Below are 22,916 nucleotides of genomic sequence, written 5' to 3' on the forward strand. Positions count from 1 at the left end.
TCAATGGTAGTATTCGAATCAATGCGTTCATTTATACAAAAAAAGAGCACCACTAAGGGCACTCTTTACTGTTCTATTCTTCAGTTAATGGAATAACAGCACCATCATACTCTTCATTAATGAAGTCTTGAATTTCTTGCGATTGTAGAACTTCAACAAGCTTCAGTACTTCAGGACGCTCTTGATCTTCAGCACGAACAACGATTAAGTTTGGCTGAAGAACTTCTTCGTCTTCAAAAGCAATTCCATATTGCTCAACATCTACTCCGCCTTCAAGTGCATAGTTCGTGTTAATCACCACTGCATCACCTTCGCCACTTTCAAATGAAGGAGCAAGCATACGCGCTTCAACTTGAGTTGATCCAAATTGAAGATTTTTAGGGTTTGATGAAATATCTTCAATTGTTGCTAATTGACCTTCTTCAACGTCTAACTCAATTAAGCCAGCACGCTCAAAAATCGGAAGGATACGACCGTGATCACTAATTGAATCACTCATAATGATGGTTGCACCTTCAGGAAGCTCATCTAAGCTTGCGTACTCTTGTGAATACACACCAATTGGTTCAGCGTGAATAGCACCCGCGCTAACGAAATCATAATCATTTTCTTCAATTTGCATATCTAGGTAACCAGGCGTTTGGAAGTAGTTCACATCGATATCTCCATCACGCAATGTTTGGTTTGGTAAAATATAATCTTGGAATACTTGTACTTGAAGGTCAATTCCTTCTTCAGCAAGCAATGGTTGTGCCGCTTCTAAGATTTCTGCATGTGGTACAGCAGAAGCCCCCACTACTAATGTTGATGATTCACCTTCTCCTGCATCTCCTTCAGTTGTTTCTTCCTCAGCACCACCACATGCTACAAGTGATACCGATAATGCTGCAGCTGCTACTACGCTTAAAAACTTTTTCATCTTTCTTTTCCCCCTACCTTTTATCTGTTTTATTTGTAAAATAATCACCTATCCATTGAATAACAAATACTACCAACAGAATAGCGATCGTTGCTACTAAAGTAATTTGACTATTGTTTCGTTGGAATCCTTCTAAGTAAGCGAAGTGACCAAGACCACCCGCTCCAATGACACCCGCCATCGCTGTGTAACTGACTAAAGCAATCGCTGTAACTGTAATACCAGAAATAAGGGCTGGTAAGGATTCTGGAATTAATACTTTGCGAATGATTGTCCAATTGCTTGCCCCCATTGATTGAGAAGCTTCAATAACTCCTTTATCAATTTCACGAAGGGCAATCTCGACCATACGTGCATAAAACGGTGCAGCTCCAATAATCAAAGCTGGTAGGGCTGCATTTGCCCCTAGCATCGAACCCGTTAATGCTCGTGTAAATGGAATGAGTAAGACGATCAGAATAATAAATGGAATCGATCTGAAAATATTTACAATAAAACCGGTAATCCCATTGACCACTGAATTTTCCCAAAGGTTACCTTTGCTTGTTAAATATAAAACCAGTCCTAGGATAATCCCTATAATAAATGTCGCTAATACAGAGATGGATGTCATGTAAATGGTCTCAAGTGTAGCATCCCACAGTCGATCCCCTTTTACATCAGCTAGAAATTGATCAAGCATACGTGATCACCTCCACTTCCACTTTCTTGCTTTGGATAAAGGCAATGGCACGTTCCACTTCTTCTTTTTGGCCATTTAAGGCAACAAATAATGTTCCATATGACCCTTCATGAATCTTGGTAATTTTTCCTTGAACAATATTAACTTCAACATCGAACGTACGGATAAGCTGAGTAATCAATGGACTCTCTGCTTCTTCCCCAACAAATGTTAATTGCACAATGTGTCCTTCTGGGTGATCAGCCAACATTTGCTTAATCGCATCCGTCGTTTCCTCAGGTTCCGTAATCTGTTTCACAAACTCTTTTGTCATTTCTTCTTTTGGCTTACGGAAAACATCAAGCACTGGACCTTGCTCAACGACTTTTCCAGCCTCCATTACAGCAACTTGATGACAAATTTTGCGGATGACATGCATTTCATGCGTGATGAGAACGATCGTTAATCCTAACTTCTCATTAATATCTACAAGCAAGTCCAAAATCGAATCAGTTGTCTTTGGATCAAGAGCTGATGTTGCTTCATCACAAAGTAAAACTTTCGGATTGTTTGCAAGAGCTCTTGCAATCCCAACACGCTGCTTTTGACCACCACTTAATTGCGATGGATAGCTATCTCCGCGTCCTTTTAAACCGACTAGTTCGATTAATTCATTGACACGCTTTTCACGTTCACGCTTTGCTACTCCTGCTATCTCCAAAGGAAAAGCAATATTATCGCGAACAGTACGAGACCAAAGTAAGTTAAAGTGTTGGAATATCATGCCGATCTCCTGACGTGCTCGTCTTAGCTCCTTTGTTGATAGAGCCGATAGCTTTTTACCGGCTACAGTAACGTCTCCCTCGGTCGGTCTTTCTAACATATTTAACATACGAATCAACGTACTTTTACCTGCACCACTATATCCAATGACCCCAAAAATCTCACCTTCAGCAATCGTTAAATCCACACCGTCAACTGCGTGAACCGGGCCATTTTTCGTTTCGAATCGTTTACGAATCGATTGTAACGAAATCATATTTAATCCCTACTTTCCTTCTATCCTTTCAATTCTACTCACCTCAATTAGTAGAATTGAAAGACGTTGATGCTCATCTATTCAGTGACAATTTGCCCTGTTGTCGTTCAAAAAATAACCATAAAAAAACCCTTCTGTTTTAAGATGAACAGAAAGGTGTATGTTAGATATCCTCTGTCTCATCTATCAAAGCTTATGCTTTGCAGGAATTAGCACCTTCTAAATCAAGCGTTGATTTAGTGGTTGCTGGGTTTCATCGGGCCAGTCCCTCCACCTCTCTGGATAAGAGATATAAAGTTGTTGTTTGCTTTTGCATGAGTGCATCATAGCATGGCGGATTTTTTGCTGTCAACGATTTTATGCTGAAAGATGAGATGAAGATTTTTCCGTTGCTTTTTTCTCTCTAAATACAAGGAAGAAATAGATCGAACCAATCAGATAAAGACTAGCCGTAATCGTAAACACGTAGGCATAACCATAGTAAGAACCATAGATCATAACAAGCGTGGTCGACACCGGTCCCATAACAGCCCACCCTAATTGAAAGACCATTTGCCCTACTGAATTCGCAAGACCTTTCATGGAATCATCGACTTTTCTCATCATTAAAGCCATTTGAATCGGATTCCCCGCATTCATTAACGCTTGCCTAAATAAAAATCCGATCACAGCGAGCCAGAGCACTTCTGTATAAGCCGTCAGGAGGAGAAACGGAAGGGATGAGAGCTGCAGAATCACTACAGCTTTCACTTCACCTACTTTTCGTACTACGGTTGGGCCGATCATTAAAGCGATCGCCGTCATCGCTTGACCTAAAGATAAGATAATGCCCACCACTGAATAACTTACGTCAAATCGATCTGTAAAATATAAGTTCAAATAAGGAATGACTAGACCAGACCCAAAACCAATTAATAAATTGGCTACGGCGAAAAGTCCAATAACCTTTAGACTTGAGCGATGGGTCGTAAACAATTTACCAAGAGAGCTAGCCCCTGTTTTCTGTTTGCGCACCTTTTGTTCCTCGCGAATCTTTATAATTGGGATTAAGGCGAGGAAAAATAAGCAAGCTCCAAACAGCAAGGTGATTCGCACACTCGTCAACATTGTTAATCCAAATACAGTATGAAAGAGGTCGGATAGCGTCCCACCAAGTGTATTCCCAATGACATTAGCAACCATAATAAGCGCAAAGTTAAAGCTAAATAGATGCACTCGCTCTTTTTCCGAGGAATTCTCAGCAAGCAAAGGGATAGAGGATACTTGAATAAAGGCCATAAACAATCCCGTCATAAAAGCTGTCGCAAGTAACATCGTCTCAGCTACCAGCACACCACGTAAAAGAAGGCTACATGCTGCAAAAATAGCCCCAACAAAGATCATTTTCTTCCTGCCTACTTTGTCACTCAGTAAACCAGCTGGTAAAAGTGCAATCGCACTTGCCATCGCCTGCATCGCTATGATTCTGCCGTTCACTTGATCTACATATCCTAATTCACGAATATAATAATTATAAATGACCATAAAAATACCCATGCCGATGTTGGCAAGGATAGATGCTATTAAAAATAAACGCACATTTCGATTATACGATTTCAGTTGCCCCGTCCAATCCTGAATGAGCTGAGCCATGTGACCAACACCTTGTTATTATTTCGGTACCCTAAATATAATAAATCATTTCCATATAAATAAAAAGCCTTTCGTCAAAGTTTTCAGACGAAAGGTAATAATAACTTTCAGCACCAGCCCTCTTCGCAGCTATCTACATACGAAGTGACTTGATTCGGATTGGCATTTTCATAACGATATACTTTATCTTCTTCAAAAACATACCCTGCACTCATTAAATGCTGGAGGCCAGATGCCGTTTCAGTTACTTGTCCTACGTGGGCATCATCTACATAAAGGTTCATATGGCCATTCTCATACTTACCCTTCACTTTGCTTGTTACATCTACTTTGACTAAGTCCAAACGAATCTCCTCCATCTTGTAGGATGTAGGTATAGTATTTGCTAATCCAACGTTCCTAGCCGAGGCAAATAAAAGAGAAGGAGGTAAAGTCCCCCTTCTCAACATTGATTAATCTTCGCTAATCATTTCAGCATATTGTGAATCGGTCATAAGCTTGTCCACTTCTGATGAGTCAGAAGGCTCGACAACAATCATCCACGCTTTTTCATAAGGTGATTCGTTTACAAACTCTGGAGAATCATCAAGCTCTTCGTTTATTTCAACCACTTTACCGCTGATTGGCGCATAAAGTTCTGATACAGTTTTAACTGACTCAACGCTACCAAAAGGCTCGTCTGCTTCGATGTCATCTCCAACTTCAGGAAGCTCAACGAAAACGATGTCCCCTAATTCTGATTGAGCAAAGTCGGTAATACCGATGCGAACTTTCTCACCTTCTACTTTTACCCACTCATGTTCTTCTGAATACTTTAATTCCTTTGGTAAATTTGCACTCATTTGGTAATCCCTCCATCAATTTGGTACATACTCACTTCATTATACCTTTTTTGCCATCCAAACTAAACGTTTCAAGCGACAATTTGTCTTCTTTTGTCTATTTCCACGTTTGTTCGAATTGTTCTTCCTTAAAGCCAACCGTTACTTGATTGCCATCTGTCGTAATCGGACGTTTAATTAACATCCCATCAGAAGCTAATAATTCCAGCTTTTCATCTTCAGACATATCAGCTAGCTTGTCTTTTAATCCGAGCTCGCGGTATTTCTGCCCACTTGTATTAAAGAATTTCTTTAAATCAAGTTCACTCTTCTTGTAAAAAGCTTTAAGCTCTTCTTTAGTAGGTGGTGATTCGACAATATGTACTTCATTTAACTCAACACCATTATCTTCTAACCATTTTTTCGCTTTGCGACATGTGCCACATTTAGGATAGTGGTAAAAGGTTACTAACATCCAAACACTCCTCTCCTATTGTTGATCTTTAACGCCATTATTACGTATTTTTTCTATTCCGACAACTAATACGCTCGCTTTTCGTATCACTTTCCCAGATTTGTTGAATGGCAGCTTGTGTTGAGTCCTCTGTTAACTCTTTTGAGAATTCTTCTACTCCTGTTAACGGAGCTGTATATTCAACCTTTTGCTGTTTCTTCATCTTTACGCACTCCCTTTTTATGATTAATGATCATAGGATGCTTCGGATCAAGAGAAACCATTCGCGTGGGGACAGCACTTGGGCGGTATGTGCGAAATATCAGTGGGTATGTGCGAGGGCAAGCAGGATATGAGCGAAATCTCTGATTTAGGTGCGTAATGTAGCGACTTATGTGCGCAATTTTTTAATTATGAGCGAACGACCATTATTTGTCCCTTTTATGTGCGAGATGTCAACTACGATTCGTCCCGGCCAATAAGCCGCACCAACGACAAAAAAGCCCTACCTTAGGGCTTTTTTGTACTAGAGAGGAGAATGCTTCATAAGAAAGGAGTTATATAATTTTTGGGGCGATTAAGCCCCAAAATTGGTAAACGTAATTAGATAATAAATTTAGCTATTAAACAACGTAACGCTCTTCTTTAAGAACTTCAGCTGCAATTTCACGCTTAATGCTTACTACATTAATTGGCGTGTGACGCGTTAATTTGCGTAGAATGGAAAGCATCGTACGAAGTGTATCTCCACTTTCCATAGCCACTAGAGACTCTTTAGCATGAGCCTCGATGCGGTTGAATGCTTCTTGGCAATAAACTTGTGTCATACGAAGCTTTTGAGCAGCTTTGTCTGCACCAGTCTTATTCATTTGCTTTTCAGTACGTAAGATCACTGACTCCATGTTGAAGACTTCACTTACGATATCAGCTACATTTGAAAGAAGCTCTTGCTCGTGCTGAAGTTTTTCACCATATTTTTGAGCGCCTGTTCCAGCAACCATTAAGAAGATTTTCTTTGCCATACCAAGCAAGTATTTTTCTTGCTCAAGTGGCTCTTCACCAACTTCTTGTGGCATCATCATCATTAATTCTTCTTGTAGAGCTGTAGCTTTTTGAAGAAGTGGAAGCTCACCCTTCATTGCTTTACGCATGATCGTACCAGGCACTAGAAGGCGGTTAATTTCATTTGTTCCTTCAAAGATACGGTTAATACGAGAATCACGGTAAATGCGCTCTACTTCATATTCAGCCATGAAGCCATATCCACCATGGATTTGAACAGCTTCATCTGCTACGTAATCAAGTGTTTCTGAACCAGATACTTTATTTAGTGAGCACTCGATTGCATATTCAGCAATCGCATTCGCTACAGCGCGACCATCTTTTTGATCTTCATCAGATAATCCACCAAGACGCTCTTCAAACAATCCACCTGTACGGTAAATAGAGCTCTCAGAAGCGAATGTCGCTGTTGCCATGTTTGCAAGCTTCTCTTGGATCAATGAGAACTTTGCAATTGGTGTTTTAAATTGCTTACGCTCATTTGCATACTTTGCAGCAAGTTCTAGTGCGCGTTTTGAACTACCAATACAACCTACTCCAAGTTTGTAACGTCCTACATTTAGGATGTTGAATGCAATAACGTGGCCTTTGCCAATCTCACCTAAGACATTTTCTTTAGGAACAAGAGCATCTTCTAAAATTAATGTTCTTGTAGAAGAGCCTTTGATACCCATTTTCTTTTCTTCTGGACCAGTTGATACGCCTTCGTAGTCTTTTTCTACGATAAATGCTGTGAATTTCTCGCCATCAATTTTTGCATAAACAACAAATACATCAGCAAATGCAGAGTTCGTAATCCATTGCTTCTCTCCATTTAATACATAGTGCGTACCAGCTTCGTTTAGAACAGCTGTTGTTTTTGCACCTAAAGCATCTGAACCTGAACTTGGCTCTGTTAATGCGTAAGCAGCAATACGCTCACCTGATGCTAAGTCAGGAAGATACTGTGATTTTTGCTCGTGGTTACCGAAAAATACGATTGGTAGTGAACCGATCCCAACGTGAGCACCGTGGCTAAGCCCGAATGCTCCGCCGCGAACAAACTTCTCAGAGATAAGTGACGAGCTGATTTTATCAAGGCCTAATCCGCCGTACTCTTCAGGTACATCTGCTCCAAGTAGTCCAATTTCCCCTGCTTGCTTTAAAAGCTTCACTGTATACTCAAATTCATGGTTTTCGATCTTCTCAAGAACCGGTGAAACTTCTTTCACTGCAAACTCTTCTGTTGTACGGCCAATCATGATTTGCTCGTCTGAGAAATCCTCAGGTGTAAATACCTTATCTGCCTCAATATCTTCTACTAAGAAGCTACCACCTTTAACAACACGCTCTGCTGTATTACTCATCGTAATTCCCCCTTTTAATTGGTTGATTCTTATTAACCGATTAGTTCAAACACACCAGCAGCACCCATACCGCCACCGATACACATTGTTACGACACCAAATTGCTCACCGCGACGCTTCATTTCATGCATAAGCGATAGTGTCAACTTTGTACCTGAACAACCTAGTGGGTGACCAAGTGCAATCGCTCCACCATTTACATTGACTTTATCAACATCAAGTTCTAAATGACGAATCACTTGAAGAGATTGAGAAGCAAATGCCTCATTTAATTCAAATAATCCGATATCAGATAAATCAAGACCTGCTAATTTAAGTGCTTTTGGAATCGCCTCAACTGGGCCAATTCCCATAATTTCTGGTGCAACCCCAGCTACTGCAAAGCTACGGAATTTAAGAAGTGGCGTCAGACCTGTAGCTAAAGCTTCCTCGCGATCCATTAAGAGAACAGATGCGGCACCATCACTCATTTGAGATGAGTTACCTGCTGTTACTGAACCTTTGGGATGGAATGCCGGACGAAGCTTTGCTAGCCCTTCAACGGTTGTATCTGTACGAACCCCTTCGTCTGTATCAAAAACAATCTTTTTCTCTTTTAATTTATGGTCAGCTCCAACTGAACGAAGTGTTACATCAACTGGAACAATCTCATCAGCAAAACGCTTAGACTCGATCGCAGCAGCTGCACGCTTATGACTTTCTACCGCAAACGCATCTTGGTCGGCACGGCTAATGCCAAAACGATTTGCCACCTCTTCTGCTGTATAACCCATTCCCATGTAATACTCTGGTTGCTCTTCAACAAGAGTTGGGTTTGGTGCGATGACATGACCACCCATTGGGATCATGCTCATTGACTCTGCTCCACCTGCAACGACTGCTTTTGAATGACCAAGCATAATGCGCTCAGCCCCATAAGCGATACTTTGCAAACCAGACGAACAGTAGCGGTTGATCGTAATCGCAGGTACTGTGTTTGGTAGGCCTGCAAGAGCAGAGATGCTACGAGCGACATTCATCCCTTGCTCTGCCTCAGGCATTGAACATCCAATAATGACATCATCAATGGCAGCAGGATCAAATCCTTCAGCACGTCTTAAAGTTTCTCTAATCGTGAGTGCTCCTAAATCATCTGGTCTCACGTTTGCTAATGTTCCACGTTTCGCTTTTCCCACTGGCGTACGTGCGCCAGCAACGATTACTGCTTCTCTCATTGTCGTATCCCTCCTACCTGTTTGAATTAGTTGCGTAATGGCTTTCCTTTTGTCAGCATGTATTGCATCCGTTGTTGTGATTTCGGTTCACTAACAAGGCTTAAGAACGCCTCACGCTCTAAATCAAGCAAGTATTGCTCATCTACAAGCGTTCCTTTAGGGACGCGACCACCTGCTAATACGAATGCAAGTTTTTCAGCTATTTTTAAATCATGATCAGAAATCATGCCACCAAATTTCATCGTTTTGGCACCAAGTAATAACGTTGCGTAACCCGTTTCACCAACAACAGGAATCTTCTTGCGCTCTGGCGGTCGATAGCCTGATTCTTCTAAATGAATGACTTGTTGTTTTGCACGATTAATGACATGTTCACCGTTTATGACAATGCCGTCACGCTCGCTTAAGAAACCATTTTCTTTTGCTTCATGAGCAGATGTTGCTACCTTTGCCATCGCAATTGTTTCAAATGTTTTGTTAGCAACGGCTTGAAGGTCAATCTGTGCACCTTGTGGCAGACTTTCTAAATTGCGAAGGTAAAGCTCTTTGTTACCTCCACCACCTGGAATTAGACCAACACCCACTTCAACTAGTCCCATATAGGTTTCATGTGCAGCTTGAATGCTCGCAGACGGAAGACAAATTTCTGCACCTCCACCAAGAGACATTCCAAACGGTCCTGTTACAACTGGTTTTGCTGAGTAACGTACATTTGCCATTGCTTGTTGGAACTGACGAACAACCATATCAACCTCAAAGAAGTTATCATCTTGCGCTTCCATTAAGATCATCATCAAGTTCGCACCAACACAGAAGTTCTTCCCTTGGTTACTAATGACAAGACCTTTAAAGTTCTTCTCTACTTCTGTAATCGATTTATTTATCATTTGAATCACATCAAGACCAATCGAATTATTTGGCGAGTGGAATTCAAGTAGTGCAACATCATCACCGATATCGATTAACGACGCACCACTATTTTTCATCACAACATTGTCTGGCTTAAGTGATTTCAAATGAATATTTTTTGGATTTGTTTCAATCGCTTTGTATTCACCTTCATGATAGAAGCTTGATCCTTTATAGAAGGTTTCATTTCCAGTTGATAGCATCTCTCTTACCCAACCAGGAACATTTTCCCCTTCAGCTTCCATACGCTCAACCGACTTTGCAACTCCGATTGCATCCCACATTTCAAATGGTCCTAATTCCCATCCAAAGCCCCAACGCATTGCTTCATCAACTGCTTTGATGTCATTAGCAATTTCGTAAGCCTTCTCAGCAGAATACAGAAGGACAGGCTTTACAAGGCTCCAAATGAGTTGTCCTGCACGATCATCTGCATAAGCGAGCGCTTTCAACTTATCACCAGGCTTCTTTGCTTGTTTCGCTTGCTCTGTAGAAGCTGTACGCAATTTCTTGCGTTCTTGGTACTCAAGCGTATTCGGATTAAGCTCCAAAATTTCGCTTCCTTTTTCGGTACGTTGTTTCACGAAGAAACCTTTACCAGTCTTACTACCAAGCCAACCTTTTTCAGCCATCTCTTTCATGAAGGATGGAGGATCAAAAACATCTTTCTCTGCTCCTTCCACTTCATCATAGACATTCTTTGCTACATGTAAGAACGTATCAAGTCCTACAACATCAAGCGTGCGGAAAGTTGCGCTTTTCGGTCTGCCAATTAACGGACCTGTTACAGAATCAATTTCTCCAACAGAGAATTCACCTTTTAACATTTCATTAGCAGTAACAAGTAGACCGTATGTGCCGATGCGGTTTGCGATAAAGTTAGGAGTATCCTTACACTCAACTACACCTTTTCCAAGTGCATCTTCAGCAAACGCTTTCACAAATGACAGCACATCTTGATCTGTTTTTTCAGTTGGAATCACTTCAAGAAGCTTCAAATAGCGTGGCGGGTTAAAAAAGTGTGTTCCAAGAAAATGAGCTTGGAAGTCCTCTGAACGCCCTTTGGCCATTGCTTCAATCGAGATACCCGATGTATTTGAGCTAATAATCGTACCTGGCTTGCGTACCGCATCAATTTTTTCAAATAGTTGACGTTTGATATCTAAATTTTCAACAATAACTTCGATAATCCAGTCCACTTCACCAAGGCGCTCTAAGTCGTCTTCTAGGTTACCTGGCTCAATGTATGTAGCTTTTGATTTCGCCGCAAGTGGTGCTGGCTTTTGCTTTGCAAGACGTTTGATTGAATCAGTGCTGATTCGATTACGAACCGCCTTGCTTTCAAGCGTTAATCCTTTAGCTTCTTCAGCAGGAGTCAATTCTTTTGGAACAATATCTAGTAACAATGATGGAATTCCGATATTTGCAAGGTGCGCCGCAATCCCTGAACCCATAACACCTGATCCAATTACTGCTGCTTTTTTAATTTGTCTGGTCATCGTTCTCCCCCTTAATCCTTAAATCATTTCACTCGTAGGTCATTCATTTGCTTATTACATTTCTACAGGACAACGAATTTGTCCAAGCCATACCTTATATATGTTCACAAGCTGTTCAGTATGCCTATTTTCTACCGAATGAATACTCATTCATTATTTCCCCAAAAAAAAGGCGACGAACAATTTGTCGTAACTTCTATCTTTACTATAAAGGAATTATGCTCCAGTTGCAACACATAATTCTGAAAATTATCATCTTTCTTATTTTTTAATGAAACGTTTGTTTAATTCATCTACCTTCCATTGATTTGTAAACTCTCCTAGTTGTTCATAGGATACATTTAGTCTAACTCCCTCAAACTAAAGCTGTATCACTAAACTTGATACATCCGTACTTTTATGATTACAAGGAGGTTTCAGCATGCAACAACAACCGATGCAACAAACGAATATGCCACCCCAACAAACGGGTCAAATGCAGTATCCAGAACCACCACAGATTATTACGACAAAAGATGCTCTTTACTTAAATGATATGCTATCTTGGAATTTGCTTGCCATGAAAAAAGCCCATTTTTTTGCTGAGCAATGTCAAGATCAAGAAATTAAGCAAGTATTAGAAAAAGCAGGCATGATGCATCAACAGCATTACGAGAAGATCTTAACGCACTTGCAACCAACACAAGCTCAAACTACGATGCCTGTACAATAGGAGGAATTTGATATGAACCAGCAAAATAAAATCCAAAACCCAGAACTACAAGTTCCTAAAACACCTCAAATGTCTGAGCGTGATTTTATTAATGATCAGCTTGCAACGGAAAAGTACATGACGTCCTCATATAGCATCGCATTGAATGAAGCGAGCCACACTGCCCTTTATCAAGACTTAGCTGGCATTTGCGAACAAACACAAAACTGCCAACGTGATCTATATAATGTCATGTTCCGCAAAGGTTTCTATGCCCTAGAAGCAGCCGATGCCCAAAAGATGCAACAAAGTTATCAACAATTCCAAGGGTACACCAATCAATTTCCTTACGGGAATGGAAATGGCCCTCAATGAACTAACCAATGAACTAAAAAATCCCTTGCCCTGTGATTAGGGCAAGGGATTTTCACTTATTGGTTTAAAAGTTCCGCTACTGCCCGTTCAATCTCTTCTGCTAAAGGATGATCTGGTGAAAGAGAGGTGACCTCGGCAATCGTTTCTAGCAAGCCACGCTCTTTAATCAAACGCTGAATTTGCACGCTTTCTTCATCCTGTGCTACATCAAATAAAAAGGCAGCGGCAGTTACTTTTAGTAAGTGTTGAGTGTTGATCTTACGTTCATGTAATTGTACAAGAGGACCTATAAGTCGATCATTTGCACTTAACTTCCGCATTGGGTTCCGACCAACACGTTCAACTGGATCAGATAAATGACTATTTTCGAAACGACCAATTATTTTTTGATGATACGCTTTAAGCTCCTCTCGTTCAAAGTGGTACTTCACTTCTAACAAGCGACCAGTCTCTTCTAATACACCTTCAAGTTCGCGACGAATGGTAGGATTTTTGACCGCCTCAGCAATAGAATCAATTTCATGAACAAACCCTAGATAGGCTATGCACGCATGACCTGTGTTTACTGTATACAGCTTACGTTCAATATAAGGTGTGAGCTCATCGACATAGCTAACACCATCTAAACGCTTCTCAATCTTCAACCCTTCTGTGTGAACGACCCATTCAAAGAAAGGTTCAACCATTACATCAAGTCCTTCACGGCTTTGATTTGGAACAATCCGATCAACAGCTGCATCCGGAAATCCTGTGTTAGACAAAATGCCTTCCCAGATCGTAGCGTCGTCAACTTGATCTTTTATATGGCCTTTTAGTGCGGTGGTCGCTCCAATTGCATTCTCACAAGCAATTACATCAATCGGTCTTGCTCCTACTTCTAGCCGTTTCTTTAAGCCTGCGGCAAGTACCGGAGCAATAAGGGGTAAAATATTGACGCCAACAGAAACCGTAACAAGGTCTGCTTGTGCAATGGTCTCTATCACCTTCGACTCTTCAGTTTGACTATTTAATCCGTAGACGTTATTAATTTCGATCGTTTCTTCTTCTTCTTGAGCTAAACGGATCGAATAAGCTCTTTTTTCGTTTAACTGATCAATTAATGGTTGCGAGACATCAATAAAACAAATCTCATATCCATTTGAGTGTAATACCTCAGCAATAAAGCCTCTCCCAATATTACCAGCTCCAAAATGAACGGCTAACATGTTACTCTACCTCTTGAAAGAAATTCATTAATGTTTCTTTTGAATCAGCTGAGAGGATTTGTTCAAGTGTCTCTTCATCTGAGCATGTAATCGCAATATTAGAAAGGATCGATAAATGCTCATCTCCCTTACCAGCAATTCCAATCACTAATTTTACTTCGTTCCCATCCCAATCAATTGGTTTATCTAACAACATAATCGTAATTCCAGATTCTACGACTTCTTTTTTCGCTTCTTCCGTACCATGTGGAATCGCTAAGAAATTGCCCATATACGTAGTTGTGAGTGCTTCACGGTCCATCATTTTATTGACATATTCTTCATTCACATAACCATTTTCAATAAGTAGCCCCCCTACTTTGCGAATTGCTTCCTCTTTAGATTGTACCTGTTCATCGAAAAGGATATTGTCTAGTTGTAATACTGCTTTAGCCATGTTGAATCACTCCTATTTTTGTAGTTTCGTAATTAAATACTCTTTTAAATTTCTCTCTAATAATGTGAATATGGCTTGTTCATCCCCTGTTTCAAATCGCTGAATCGATTCGTCACTTTCAATAATGGAAGCACTAATGAAACTCATGAGTTCCAGTCCTTGCTTGTTCCATATCTCTGGAGCTAGCATAAGTAGAATTCGACTCACTTCATATTCTTCATTATCCATGCCTCTCATCTGCATCGGCTCTGGTAACTCATGTACAGTAAAGGTGGCTACTTTCACATCATCACTGCGGGTATGAAAGAGTGCCAACCGCGTACCCGGGATAGCCAGGCCACCTAATTGCTCTCTTTCTATTAATGCTTCTGCTACGCGTTCACTATTTTCTACTAAATGCTTTTCCTCTTGATATTGCGCTAATTGTTGAATGAAGGCATTGGTATTTAAGAGATGTGACCATGCTTTCAATTCAAACTGAGTTAAAATTGAATTGATAAGGTTGCTAATTTGTTGAATGCTCTCTAGTTTAGTTAAAGCATCTTCCTTCAACCACTCTTTAACCTCATCATGTTGCCCCACTATTTCAGCTTTTCGTTCACTGTTATCAGCCTTCACCCAATTCTTCGTATGAATAGAATGACGTATTCGATCCACTTCTTTTTTGGATAAGAATGGATTAACTAGAAAATAAGACTCTATAGAAGGAAGAGGTACAGTGGAGATGACGATCGTCTGCTCTAATACTTTATCTTGACTCATATCAAAGGCTGACATATGAGTTAACTCACGAATTTCAGGTATCTCTTTTTCAAGTCGTGTTGCTAACAACTTTGATGTTCCAATTCCACTCGAACAGACTACAATTGCCTTCAAACCTCGTTTATGCTTCGCTCCCTCAATCGAAGAACCAAAATGCATGACCAGAAAGCCAATTTCTTCTTCGGGGAACTCCCATTTCGGAAAAATTTCCGGAACTTTCTTTTGGAGAAGCAAGAACAATTCTTTGTAATCTTTTTTTATTTTAGGAAGCAAAGCGTTATAAATCGTCATGCCTTGTTCCATTCGAAATAAAGCAGGTTTTAAGTGACTGACCAAGCCTTCTAATAAAGATTGATCACCTCTAAGCGTCACACCTGTGGCCTCTCCGACTTCATCGATTAAATGCTTCGTCCGAATCGCCAAATCGAGAGACGTTTCTTGTAGAAGTAGACCACCTTCATCTCCTTGTTTAGCACCTAAGAGATGCATGGTGACATAGACGATTTCAATCGGTGGAATCTCAATAGAAAATTTCTCTTCTAAAAGAAGGACTAGCTTTTTAGCGACTTGATATTCTTTTGTTTGAGTAATCTTCTCTATCTTATTGAGGTGACCTTCAATCCTTTCACCTCGATTAATTCGATCTACTGCCAAACTTAAGTGAACAGCTAACCCTATAAACGAAACATCGGCAATCGACTCGCCTCGTTCCCTTAATTCATGGAGTGTCGCTAACACATCTAGAATAATTTTCACATCAATGAGATGGAGTAACTTCTCTGAGGTTTGGTCTTTAAGTTCACTTTTCGCCCGGTGAACCTCTAATAAAGACAGAAGTTCTTCTTCACTCACTTTTTCAGTAATGAGACGCCTTAACGCTCTACGCTTATTAGGCTCATCCCCTTGTATCTCAATCCCATAGCTTCGCTTTCGGACCATCTCTAATTGAAAGGCTTCAAGCCAATCGCTCACTTTATTCAAATCATTGCTTATCGTCGCGATGGTCACACCAATTTCCTTGGCCAATGTAAACAATTTCACTGGCTCCCGCTTTTGAAGAAGAATGGAGAGGAGCAATTGTTGTCGCTCCTCCGGGGTATACTCATCTCTCTTTATCTCATTTACCATATCTCTTAACTCGTTACGTTTATCTACGCTACCGATTAGTTTTAATCCGACACCTGTTTGTTTTTCAAGTCTCAATTCAAATTGGTGAAGGGTAGGTTCAACGCCTTGTATATCACGATGAATCGTACGTGAACTCACGTTAAGCTTATCAGCTATTTCTTTAATCGTCAGACCTTCTTCATTAGCTAACAAATAGTCAATAATATGTTTTTCTCGTGCTGACAAATACATCTCATCACCCCCGTTTATTCGGGCGAGGTATTTTAGTCGTCGCCTTTTAATTCATTAACGATTTCATCATACTTTGCACCATTCATAAAGTTTTCAACTGAAATATGAGCCTTATTCGGTTGTTTTGCCCTAGCACGATCTGTTAAATCTTTATGTGTGATAATGAGATCAGCATCATCAGGAATTTGGTTAATAGCTTTATTTGTTACTTCGATTGAAAGTCCTGCTTTCGTTACCTTGTTCTTTAAAATCGAAGCCCCCATCGCACTTGATCCCATTCCAGCATCGCAAGCAAAGACAATCTTTTTGACTTGATCTCGATCAATCGTACCTACTTGGTAAGGAGTTATCGTAGCTTCTTCTGAATCAGACTTTAATGCTCCAGCAACACTGCTTCTCTTCCCTTTCATTGCTTCCATTTTAGAAGTAGCTTCTTCTAATTCTTGATCCTCATCTGTTGATCTTTTTAAGATGAGAGATGCTACTGCAAATGAAACTGCTGTGGCAACAATAATTCCTAAAATGACTCCAAGGTGATCCCCACGTGGTGTCATAAGCATATATGCAACGATACTACCAGGTGATGGCACTGCAACCAGCCCTACATTAAAGAGTAGGAATGTAAAAACTCCACTCATTCCTCCAGCGATAGCTGCTAATAATAGCATCGGTTTCATTAAAACATAAGGGAAGTAAATTTCATGAATCCCTCCAACGAAGTGAATAACTGCCGCTCCCCCAGAAGAGTATTTAGCAGCCCCTTTTCCAAAAACCATGAATGCTAATAGAATTCCAAGGCCAGGACCAGGGTTGGACTCGAGCATGAAGAGAATGGACTTACCTGTCTCAGTCGCTTCTTGAATACCTAAAGGTCCAAGAATTCCGTGATTAATCGCATTGTTTAAAAATAAAATTTTAGCTGGCTCTACAAAAATACTTGCAAGTGGTAACATTCCAGCATCTACAATGACACGCACACCAGCAGCTAGCACACCGTTAAATGCTAAAACAACAGGTCCAATCCCTACATAAGCTAGTATGGTTAGAATTAATCCAACAAATCCTGCTGTGAAATTATTAACCAACATTTCAAACCCTGAACGTACTTTTCCTTCGAAAAGTTGATCGACTTTTTTAATCGCATATCCACCTAGTGGTCCCATAATCATCGCTCCGATAAACATCGGAATATCTGCACCGACGATGACACCCATGGCAGCTGTGGCCCCAACTACTCCACCTCGAATATCATAAACCATTCGCCCCCCTGTAAAGGCGATCAATAAAGGTAATAGGTAAATAATCATTGGATCAACGAGTTGAACTAAATTCTCATTCGGCAGCCATCCCGTTTCAATAAATAACGCTGTAATAATCCCCCAAGCAATAAATGCTCCAATATTAGGCATGATCATTCCGCTTAAGTAACTACCAAAGCGTTGAATCTTTGCTTTCACACTTGAATTGGCTTTTGTATTTTCATTTGGCATCGTATTTCCCCCCAAAAAAGTAATGAACTTATACTTTAATAGTAAAGCGCTATCATGCTGTTCTCAATCATATCTAAATGCAATTTCGTCACTCGACATGTTGACAAATTTAAAAACAACTTCTGGAAAACTATTATTTGCTAGGCAAATACACATTTTTCCTTTTATTATTGACAATAATTTGTAACTGTAATATGGTTAGTTACATAAGTAATTAACCAAGGAGGTAATGATGGAGCGTTTTGATGATAGCAGGCCTATCTTTTTACAAATTGCCGAACAAATATCAGATCATATTATTCATAACGAGCTTCCAGAGGGCACACAAGCTCCTTCAACGAACCAATTTGCAAAACATTATCAAATAAATCCGGCTACTGCAGCTAAAGGCATTAATCTTTTAGTAGACAAAGGCATTTTATTTAAACGAAGAGGTGTTGGAATGTTTGTAGCAGAAGGCGCACGTGAGCAATTGCTCGAAGAACGACGCCAAAAGTTCAATGAGGATTACATCGTGCCCTTGCTGCACGAAGCGGAGAAACTCCAACTTTCAAAAGAAGCTATCATTGAGATGATTTCAAAGGGAGGCAACTAAAATGACATGTTTAATAGATGTAGATACGGTTTCAAAGGTAATAAAAAAAGAGAAAATCATTGATTCAATCTCCTGCTCATTTGAAGAAAATCGGATATACGGATTACTCGGAAGAAACGGAGCAGGTAAAACGACGCTTATGAAAATGATGACCGGACAGTCCTTGCCAACAGAAGGAGACATTCTTATTAATGGCCAGTCCCCTTTTGATAACCCTACTGTTCAATCTCAGATTTGCTTTATTAAAGAGAGTGGCAATTTTAAAGAAACAATGAAAATAAAAGATATTATTAAATTTGCACCTGCTTATTACCCGAACTTGAATAAAGACTTTGCATTAGAGTTAATTGAGACCTTCAAGCTTCCTGCTCACAAAAAAGTGTCTCAGCTATCAAAAGGAATGGTGTCAGCACTTGGTATTTCCATTGGGATTGCCAGTAGAGCACCCTTAACGATCTTTGATGAACCATACATTGGTATGGACGCTGCCGCCAGACAAACCTTCTATGACCTTCTTCTAGAGGACTATACCATTCACCCAAGAACGATCATCCTTTCTACTCATTTAATTGATGAGGTCAGTAATTTATTTCAAGATGTTTACCTTATCGATGAGGGAAAACTTACACTATCTGAAAATATCGACAATTTAAAAGAAAGATCATTCGCTTTAAAAGGTAAAAAAGAAGAAATCTTACCTCTATTACAGCATGTTCAAGTTCTTAAAGAAACAGCCTTCATCGGTGAATACACAGCCACTATTTACGACAAAGACATGCAGTTACCTTCTTTACCACCAACAATCGAGAAAAAATCACTATCTTTACAAAACTTAATGGTTTTATTAACCGATCAAAAAAAGGAGGAGAGAGTATGAGTCAGTTCACTGCTCAAAGCATCATGATCTTTTCTGAACTCAAGAATAGTCTCATTACATTTTGGAGCATTTTAACAGGGTTTATCTTGTTTTTCTTTTTACTGGTCATCTTTCTAGAAATACCTACAATGTTTGTATTGACGACTCCACCTATGTATGTATTTATTGCTATTTTCTGTTATCGCTTAATGAGTGCAGGGGACTTTTCTCATTCCATTCATCTTGGTGTGACCAGAAAAGCATTTGTCCTGATGATAACGTTATTTACCCTCCTCCTAAGTCTGTCATTTGCTCTATTGAATCAACTATATATTTTCATCATGAACTTCATTCAACCATTCGTGATAGAAAATGAGGTTACCTTTTTCATGTGGAGTACTATTTTATCAACAGAAAACGAATTTATGATCAACATTTTGGCTGATAGTTTGATCATGAGCACGCTTGGCATGTTATTATTTTTGCTCGCATCGCTTTCCTTTCGTTTTGGGCAATGGGCGATGTTATCACCTCTTACAATCGTTGTGCTCCTATTATTCATCCCCGCCATCCATACACCCATCATAGACTGGATCATAGCACTACCAGGGAGTACTCAATACGTTGCTGAATTATTTGCCTTACTATTAATAACGATCACTTTGGGCGTTTTAAGTTACTTCACTCTCTCAAAAGCATCGGTTTGATGAAACCCTTTTTTTTCAAGTTCATGTTTAGCTTCTAAATATACGGGAACAGACCACTATACACCAAATACAGATATCAGGAGGTTTTATAACATGAACGAGAACAAAATTGAAAGTGAAGTTCAACAAGCTGTTCCTGAACAAAAAGAAGAAATTCTTGAGAACTTTGATAGGTTCAAGGATTACTTAGGTGACAAAGTAGCAAAAGGTGAAAAATTAGGTTTAAGTGAAGAAACGTTAGCTAAGTATGCTGAGAAAGTAGGCGACTATTTATCGGCAAAAGAAGAACCTAGAAACCGTGAAGAGAAATTACTTCAAGAACTATGGTTATTAGGTGACCAGGACCAACGTCACCACCTAGCACATATGCTAGTAAGACTTGCCCAAACAACAAATAAATAATGACGATATCCCTTCGTTTAGTGCGGAGGGATTTTTGTTGGTGAAAATCGGACTACATCAAAGAATAATAACTGTTGATCTAACACATCCTATACCTGACAAAAAAGGAGGATGTAACGATGAACTCACTTCGCGCACAAGAAATCGCATCATCACCCGTCATGGCTAATGTGACGTACAACGACAAGTCGATCTATATTCAACATGTGGACGAAACCACTCAAATGGCAAGAATCTATCCGCTTGATCAGCCCGATTCTGAACAAGAGGTGCCCCTTTCACAGTTAAATGAGCACTAAAAAAAAGAAGCTTTGGCTCCAAGCCAAAGCTTCTTTTCTCGTTAACTTGCCGGACGTTCGGCTTCCTCCATCCACTCGTCACCTTCCACTGCTCTTGAAACAAGCATACTTGAGACAGCGTCTCCTGATGCATTAACCATCGTGGCCGGTGGGTCAACTAGTGTTCCAAGAATAGCCAGGATTGGTAGAGCTTCGATAGGAAATCCGTACATTGTAATAATCAACATTTCCCCAATGAAACCGCCACCCGGTACCCCACTCATCACCGTTCCGACAAGTAGTGAAATTCCGACTGCGATCGCAAATGTTTGGAAGCTAAAGAAATCCATTTGGAAAATACCAAATAAGAAGGCAATTTTCAAAATCGCCGCAAGGGCAGAACCATCCATGTGAATGGAAGCACCCAGTGGAATCACCACATCGCGAACATCTTTATGGACACCCATCTTTTCAGTTGCTTGTAAATTTGCGGGGATTGTTGCTACACTACTACCCGTCGAGAGAGCCGTAATTGAAGGCGTGAGAATATTTTTCCAGAACACCTTGATTCCCGTCTTACCTCCAGCAATAAAAGCATAAAGAGTGAAGCCAATTAAGAAATACAGAATAGCAACAGGATAATAAACAATCATTGCTTTTACATAACTCCCTAATAACTCTGGCCCGAATACCCCTACTAAAGCAGCAAAATACGCGCCAAGACCAATAGGGGCGTAATACATAATGATCCCAACTAACCTCCGCATGACTGCAGCACCGCTCTTTAGAAACTGAGCAAAGATCCGCCCTTCCTGACCAGCAAGATTCGTTGCAAATCCTACGAGTACACTCATAATAATAAGAGCAAGCATGCTTGTCCTAGAGAAAATCTCTACGAAATCAGGCACGGTGATTGCTTTTACGATCTGTTCACCAAGACTGATCGATTCATCAATATTTTCTGGGGTTTCAAGCTGGATTTGTACCCCTTGTGCTGGTGGAGTTATTGTAACGGCCGCAATCATCACAATAGAAGCAATGATGCCCGTCACAATAAAAACGACCATCATCCATGTCATGATCGTCCCTAGACGCTTTAAATTAGACATGTTCGCAATAACGGCACTAATCGAGAAGAAGACAAGCGGGACCACAATGGTGAACATTAGATTTAAGAAGATATCCCCCAATGGTTTTAATACTTCTGCTTGTTCACCTAGTACAATACCTAAAATACTACCTATTATAATGGCTGCAATTAAAAATAATGGAAAACGATACGCTTTCAGTGTCAACAGCTCCTTTCCTCATATATCCTAAGTCATTTCTTTCCAAATGAATAGATACATAAGTCGCCACTTGAAAAAAATATCCTTATTTTGTTACCATTTTCCTTTAAGAGACGTTTCATTAGTAGAGAATAGGAGTGATGTGACGTGAAGATTATAAAGCTAGCGGCTCTAGCGGCTCTTGTTAGTGCTCTTATCTTTAGTGGAATATTGGTGCTAGCAAGTGAGGACGATGCCATGGAAGAATCAAATTCAATAGGTCATACAGAAGATGAAGGTACCTCTCAGTACATGAAATACGAAGGAGAAATTGATTCAATTGAAGAGGTTGATGGAGTCACACGACTGATCGTAAAAAATAAAGAGGAAGACTCAGAGATGATCCTCCCTTTAACGGAGGAAGACCTCATTTTACTAAACACAGATACAGTTGATATCAAGTACGAGGACCTACATGTGGGACAACAACTTGCTGCGTATTACCACAAAGAGAAACCGGTTACGATGATCTATCCTCCCACTATTCCACCTGATATTTTGGTTATAAATGGCCTCAATGATATGGGAGAGATAAAGGTTTCAACATTTGATGAACAGCTTATTAGTCTTGATAACGAGCTAGCGTTAACGATTGATCATGAAACATTGATCGTTAATCAAGAAGGTGAGCTACTAGATGCTTCAACTCTTTCAGGTCGTGAGCTAGTCGTATTCTACACTTCGACCACAAAAAGCATCCCAGCCCAAACAACCCCTTATAAAATTATAGTATTAGACTTTTGAGTGAAAAAGGAGCCAGAAGCAACTATGCCTGGCTCCTACTTTTTTTGATTAGCGACCATTCTGCCTTATGAATAAGACTACCTCCTTACCAAATACTAATGAAGACCATAATCGTTAGGAGTGAGTCAGAAC

The 22,916-nt window shown here is 40.1% G+C and carries 24 protein-coding genes and 1 riboswitch; of the genes, 8 read left to right on the forward strand and 16 right to left on the reverse strand.

What is annotated here, in order from left to right; translation table 11 throughout:
- Positions 1–73: 73 nt before the first annotated feature.
- The 11 genes from RYX56_RS07280 to RYX56_RS07330 form a co-directional block, all read right to left on the reverse strand.
- The gene (locus tag RYX56_RS07280; RefSeq protein WP_317121419.1) at positions 74–919 is read right to left on the reverse strand and encodes a MetQ/NlpA family ABC transporter substrate-binding protein; all 846 of its coding nucleotides are present in this window, start codon (positions 917–919) and stop codon (positions 74–76) included.
- 13 nt (positions 920–932) lie between these two features.
- Positions 933–1,601: a methionine ABC transporter permease gene (locus tag RYX56_RS07285; RefSeq protein WP_317121420.1), complete on the reverse strand. Its 669-nt coding sequence runs from the start codon at positions 1,599–1,601 to the stop codon at positions 933–935.
- Positions 1,594–2,619 carry a methionine ABC transporter ATP-binding protein gene (locus RYX56_RS07290; protein WP_317121421.1) on the reverse strand — a complete coding sequence of 342 codons (1,026 nt, stop codon included), beginning with the start codon at positions 2,617–2,619 and terminating at the stop codon, positions 1,594–1,596. Before RYX56_RS07290 ends, RYX56_RS07285 begins: the two co-directional genes overlap by 8 nt.
- 176 nt (positions 2,620–2,795) lie before the next feature.
- Positions 2,796–2,908: riboswitch (SAM riboswitch) on the reverse strand.
- 68 nt (positions 2,909–2,976) lie between these two features.
- Positions 2,977–4,251, reverse strand: a complete 1,275-nt coding sequence (locus RYX56_RS07295) for an MFS transporter (RefSeq protein WP_317121422.1) — start codon at positions 4,249–4,251, stop codon at positions 2,977–2,979.
- Between the two features lie 107 nt (positions 4,252–4,358).
- Positions 4,359–4,595 carry a YusG family protein gene (locus tag RYX56_RS07300; protein ID WP_317121423.1) on the reverse strand — a complete coding sequence of 79 codons (237 nt, stop codon included), beginning with the start codon at positions 4,593–4,595 and terminating at the stop codon, positions 4,359–4,361.
- 108 nt (positions 4,596–4,703) lie between these two features.
- Positions 4,704–5,093 carry a glycine cleavage system protein GcvH gene (gene gcvH / locus RYX56_RS07305; protein ID WP_317121424.1) on the reverse strand — a complete coding sequence of 130 codons (390 nt, stop codon included), beginning with the start codon at positions 5,091–5,093 and terminating at the stop codon, positions 4,704–4,706.
- 97 nt (positions 5,094–5,190) lie between these two features.
- Positions 5,191–5,547 carry an arsenate reductase family protein gene (locus RYX56_RS07310; RefSeq protein WP_317121425.1) on the reverse strand — a complete coding sequence of 119 codons (357 nt, stop codon included), beginning with the start codon at positions 5,545–5,547 and terminating at the stop codon, positions 5,191–5,193.
- Positions 5,548–5,587: 40 nt separating this feature from the next.
- The gene (locus RYX56_RS07315; protein WP_317121426.1) at positions 5,588–5,749 is read right to left on the reverse strand and encodes a hypothetical protein; all 162 of its coding nucleotides are present in this window, start codon (positions 5,747–5,749) and stop codon (positions 5,588–5,590) included.
- A gap of 400 nt (positions 5,750–6,149) precedes the next feature.
- Positions 6,150–7,934 carry an acyl-CoA dehydrogenase FadE gene (locus RYX56_RS07320; protein ID WP_317121427.1) on the reverse strand — a complete coding sequence of 595 codons (1,785 nt, stop codon included), beginning with the start codon at positions 7,932–7,934 and terminating at the stop codon, positions 6,150–6,152.
- Positions 7,935–7,966: 32 nt separating this feature from the next.
- On the reverse strand, positions 7,967–9,148 hold the full coding sequence (locus RYX56_RS07325; RefSeq protein ID WP_317121428.1) for an acetyl-CoA C-acetyltransferase: 1,182 nt from the start codon (positions 9,146–9,148) through the stop codon (positions 7,967–7,969).
- Positions 9,149–9,174: 26 nt separating this feature from the next.
- Positions 9,175–11,556: a 3-hydroxyacyl-CoA dehydrogenase/enoyl-CoA hydratase family protein gene (locus tag RYX56_RS07330; RefSeq protein ID WP_317121429.1), complete on the reverse strand. Its 2,382-nt coding sequence runs from the start codon at positions 11,554–11,556 to the stop codon at positions 9,175–9,177.
- A 421-nt stretch (positions 11,557–11,977) separates the two neighbouring features.
- Between RYX56_RS07330 and RYX56_RS07335 the strand changes: the two genes are divergently transcribed.
- Both RYX56_RS07335 and RYX56_RS07340 read left to right on the forward strand, forming a co-directional pair.
- Complete coding sequence (locus tag RYX56_RS07335) at positions 11,978–12,268, forward strand: hypothetical protein (RefSeq protein WP_439108470.1); 291 nt, start codon at positions 11,978–11,980, stop codon at positions 12,266–12,268.
- A gap of 12 nt (positions 12,269–12,280) precedes the next feature.
- Positions 12,281–12,622, forward strand: coding sequence for a spore coat protein (locus RYX56_RS07340; protein ID WP_317121430.1), 342 nt, complete (start codon positions 12,281–12,283; stop codon positions 12,620–12,622).
- Positions 12,623–12,678: 56 nt separating this feature from the next.
- Here RYX56_RS07340 and RYX56_RS07345 read toward each other — a convergent pair whose 3' ends face one another.
- The 4 genes from RYX56_RS07345 to RYX56_RS07360 are packed head-to-tail and all read right to left on the reverse strand — an operon-like array spanning position 12,679 to position 17,874.
- Positions 12,679–13,827 (reverse strand): mannitol-1-phosphate 5-dehydrogenase, encoded by a 1,149-nt coding sequence (locus RYX56_RS07345; protein WP_317121431.1) that lies wholly within the window; start codon positions 13,825–13,827, stop codon positions 12,679–12,681.
- Between the two features lies 1 nt (position 13,828).
- Positions 13,829–14,263, reverse strand: coding sequence for a PTS mannitol transporter subunit IIA (locus RYX56_RS07350; protein WP_317121432.1), 435 nt, complete (start codon positions 14,261–14,263; stop codon positions 13,829–13,831).
- Between the two features lie 12 nt (positions 14,264–14,275).
- The gene (locus RYX56_RS07355; RefSeq protein WP_317121433.1) at positions 14,276–16,384 is read right to left on the reverse strand and encodes a BglG family transcription antiterminator; all 2,109 of its coding nucleotides are present in this window, start codon (positions 16,382–16,384) and stop codon (positions 14,276–14,278) included.
- A gap of 32 nt (positions 16,385–16,416) precedes the next feature.
- Positions 16,417–17,874: a PTS mannitol transporter subunit IIBC gene (locus tag RYX56_RS07360; protein WP_317121434.1), complete on the reverse strand. Its 1,458-nt coding sequence runs from the start codon at positions 17,872–17,874 to the stop codon at positions 16,417–16,419.
- A gap of 232 nt (positions 17,875–18,106) precedes the next feature.
- Between RYX56_RS07360 and RYX56_RS07365 the strand changes: the two genes are divergently transcribed.
- The 5 genes from RYX56_RS07365 to RYX56_RS07385 all read left to right on the forward strand — a co-directional run bounded on the left by RYX56_RS07365 (position 18,107) and on the right by RYX56_RS07385 (position 20,733).
- Positions 18,107–18,469: a GntR family transcriptional regulator gene (locus tag RYX56_RS07365; RefSeq protein WP_439108475.1), complete on the forward strand. Its 363-nt coding sequence runs from the start codon at positions 18,107–18,109 to the stop codon at positions 18,467–18,469.
- A gap of 1 nt (position 18,470) precedes the next feature.
- Positions 18,471–19,346 carry an ABC transporter ATP-binding protein gene (locus tag RYX56_RS07370; protein WP_317121436.1) on the forward strand — a complete coding sequence of 292 codons (876 nt, stop codon included), beginning with the start codon at positions 18,471–18,473 and terminating at the stop codon, positions 19,344–19,346.
- Complete coding sequence (locus RYX56_RS07375; protein ID WP_317121437.1) at positions 19,343–20,032, forward strand: hypothetical protein; 690 nt, start codon at positions 19,343–19,345, stop codon at positions 20,030–20,032. Before RYX56_RS07370 ends, RYX56_RS07375 begins: the two co-directional genes overlap by 4 nt.
- Before the next feature lie 93 nt (positions 20,033–20,125).
- Positions 20,126–20,434 (forward strand): DUF3243 domain-containing protein, encoded by a 309-nt coding sequence (locus RYX56_RS07380; RefSeq protein WP_317121438.1) that lies wholly within the window; start codon positions 20,126–20,128, stop codon positions 20,432–20,434.
- A gap of 119 nt (positions 20,435–20,553) precedes the next feature.
- Positions 20,554–20,733, forward strand: a complete 180-nt coding sequence (locus RYX56_RS07385) for a small acid-soluble spore protein H (RefSeq protein ID WP_317121439.1) — start codon at positions 20,554–20,556, stop codon at positions 20,731–20,733.
- 41 nt (positions 20,734–20,774) lie between these two features.
- On the opposite strand, the gene RYX56_RS07390 is transcribed toward RYX56_RS07385, so the two are convergent.
- Positions 20,775–22,001 carry a dicarboxylate/amino acid:cation symporter gene (locus RYX56_RS07390; RefSeq protein WP_317121928.1) on the reverse strand — a complete coding sequence of 409 codons (1,227 nt, stop codon included), beginning with the start codon at positions 21,999–22,001 and terminating at the stop codon, positions 20,775–20,777.
- 147 nt (positions 22,002–22,148) lie between these two features.
- Here RYX56_RS07390 and RYX56_RS07395 point away from each other — a divergent pair, with 147 nt between their 5' ends.
- Complete coding sequence (locus RYX56_RS07395) at positions 22,149–22,784, forward strand: hypothetical protein (protein ID WP_317121440.1); 636 nt, start codon at positions 22,149–22,151, stop codon at positions 22,782–22,784.
- Positions 22,785–22,916: the final 132 nt, after the last annotated feature.

Source organism: Alkalihalophilus lindianensis, assembly GCF_032843265.1.
GTDB classification, from domain to species: Bacteria; Bacillota; Bacilli; order Bacillales; family Bacillaceae_D; genus Alkalihalophilus; species Alkalihalophilus lindianensis.

Coding starts and splice junctions, on each gene's coding strand:
- RYX56_RS07280 (WP_317121419.1), bottom strand. CDS start 919: ATGAAAAAGTTTTTAAGCGTAGTAGCAGCTGCAGCATTATCGGTATCA.
- RYX56_RS07285 (WP_317121420.1), bottom strand. CDS start 1,601: ATGCTTGATCAATTTCTAGCTGATGTAAAAGGGGATCGACTGTGGGAT.
- RYX56_RS07290 (WP_317121421.1), bottom strand. CDS start 2,619: ATGATTTCGTTACAATCGATTCGTAAACGATTCGAAACGAAAAATGGC.
- RYX56_RS07295 (WP_317121422.1), bottom strand. CDS start 4,251: ATGGCTCAGCTCATTCAGGATTGGACGGGGCAACTGAAATCGTATAAT.
- gcvH (WP_317121424.1), bottom strand. CDS start 5,093: ATGAGTGCAAATTTACCAAAGGAATTAAAGTATTCAGAAGAACATGAG.
- RYX56_RS07310 (WP_317121425.1), bottom strand. CDS start 5,547: ATGTTAGTAACCTTTTACCACTATCCTAAATGTGGCACATGTCGCAAA.
- RYX56_RS07315 (WP_317121426.1), bottom strand. CDS start 5,749: ATGAAGAAACAGCAAAAGGTTGAATATACAGCTCCGTTAACAGGAGTA.
- RYX56_RS07320 (WP_317121427.1), bottom strand. CDS start 7,934: ATGAGTAATACAGCAGAGCGTGTTGTTAAAGGTGGTAGCTTCTTAGTA.
- RYX56_RS07325 (WP_317121428.1), bottom strand. CDS start 9,148: ATGAGAGAAGCAGTAATCGTTGCTGGCGCACGTACGCCAGTGGGAAAA.
- RYX56_RS07330 (WP_317121429.1), bottom strand. CDS start 11,556: ATGACCAGACAAATTAAAAAAGCAGCAGTAATTGGATCAGGTGTTATG.
- RYX56_RS07335 (WP_439108470.1), top strand. CDS start 11,978: ATGCAACAACAACCGATGCAACAAACGAATATGCCACCCCAACAAACG.
- RYX56_RS07340 (WP_317121430.1), top strand. CDS start 12,281: ATGAACCAGCAAAATAAAATCCAAAACCCAGAACTACAAGTTCCTAAA.
- RYX56_RS07345 (WP_317121431.1), bottom strand. CDS start 13,827: ATGTTAGCCGTTCATTTTGGAGCTGGTAATATTGGGAGAGGCTTTATT.
- RYX56_RS07350 (WP_317121432.1), bottom strand. CDS start 14,263: ATGGCTAAAGCAGTATTACAACTAGACAATATCCTTTTCGATGAACAG.
- RYX56_RS07355 (WP_317121433.1), bottom strand. CDS start 16,384: ATGTATTTGTCAGCACGAGAAAAACATATTATTGACTATTTGTTAGCT.
- RYX56_RS07360 (WP_317121434.1), bottom strand. CDS start 17,874: ATGCCAAATGAAAATACAAAAGCCAATTCAAGTGTGAAAGCAAAGATT.
- RYX56_RS07365 (WP_439108475.1), top strand. CDS start 18,107: ATGGAGCGTTTTGATGATAGCAGGCCTATCTTTTTACAAATTGCCGAA.
- RYX56_RS07370 (WP_317121436.1), top strand. CDS start 18,471: ATGACATGTTTAATAGATGTAGATACGGTTTCAAAGGTAATAAAAAAA.
- RYX56_RS07375 (WP_317121437.1), top strand. CDS start 19,343: ATGAGTCAGTTCACTGCTCAAAGCATCATGATCTTTTCTGAACTCAAG.
- RYX56_RS07380 (WP_317121438.1), top strand. CDS start 20,126: ATGAACGAGAACAAAATTGAAAGTGAAGTTCAACAAGCTGTTCCTGAA.
- RYX56_RS07385 (WP_317121439.1), top strand. CDS start 20,554: ATGAACTCACTTCGCGCACAAGAAATCGCATCATCACCCGTCATGGCT.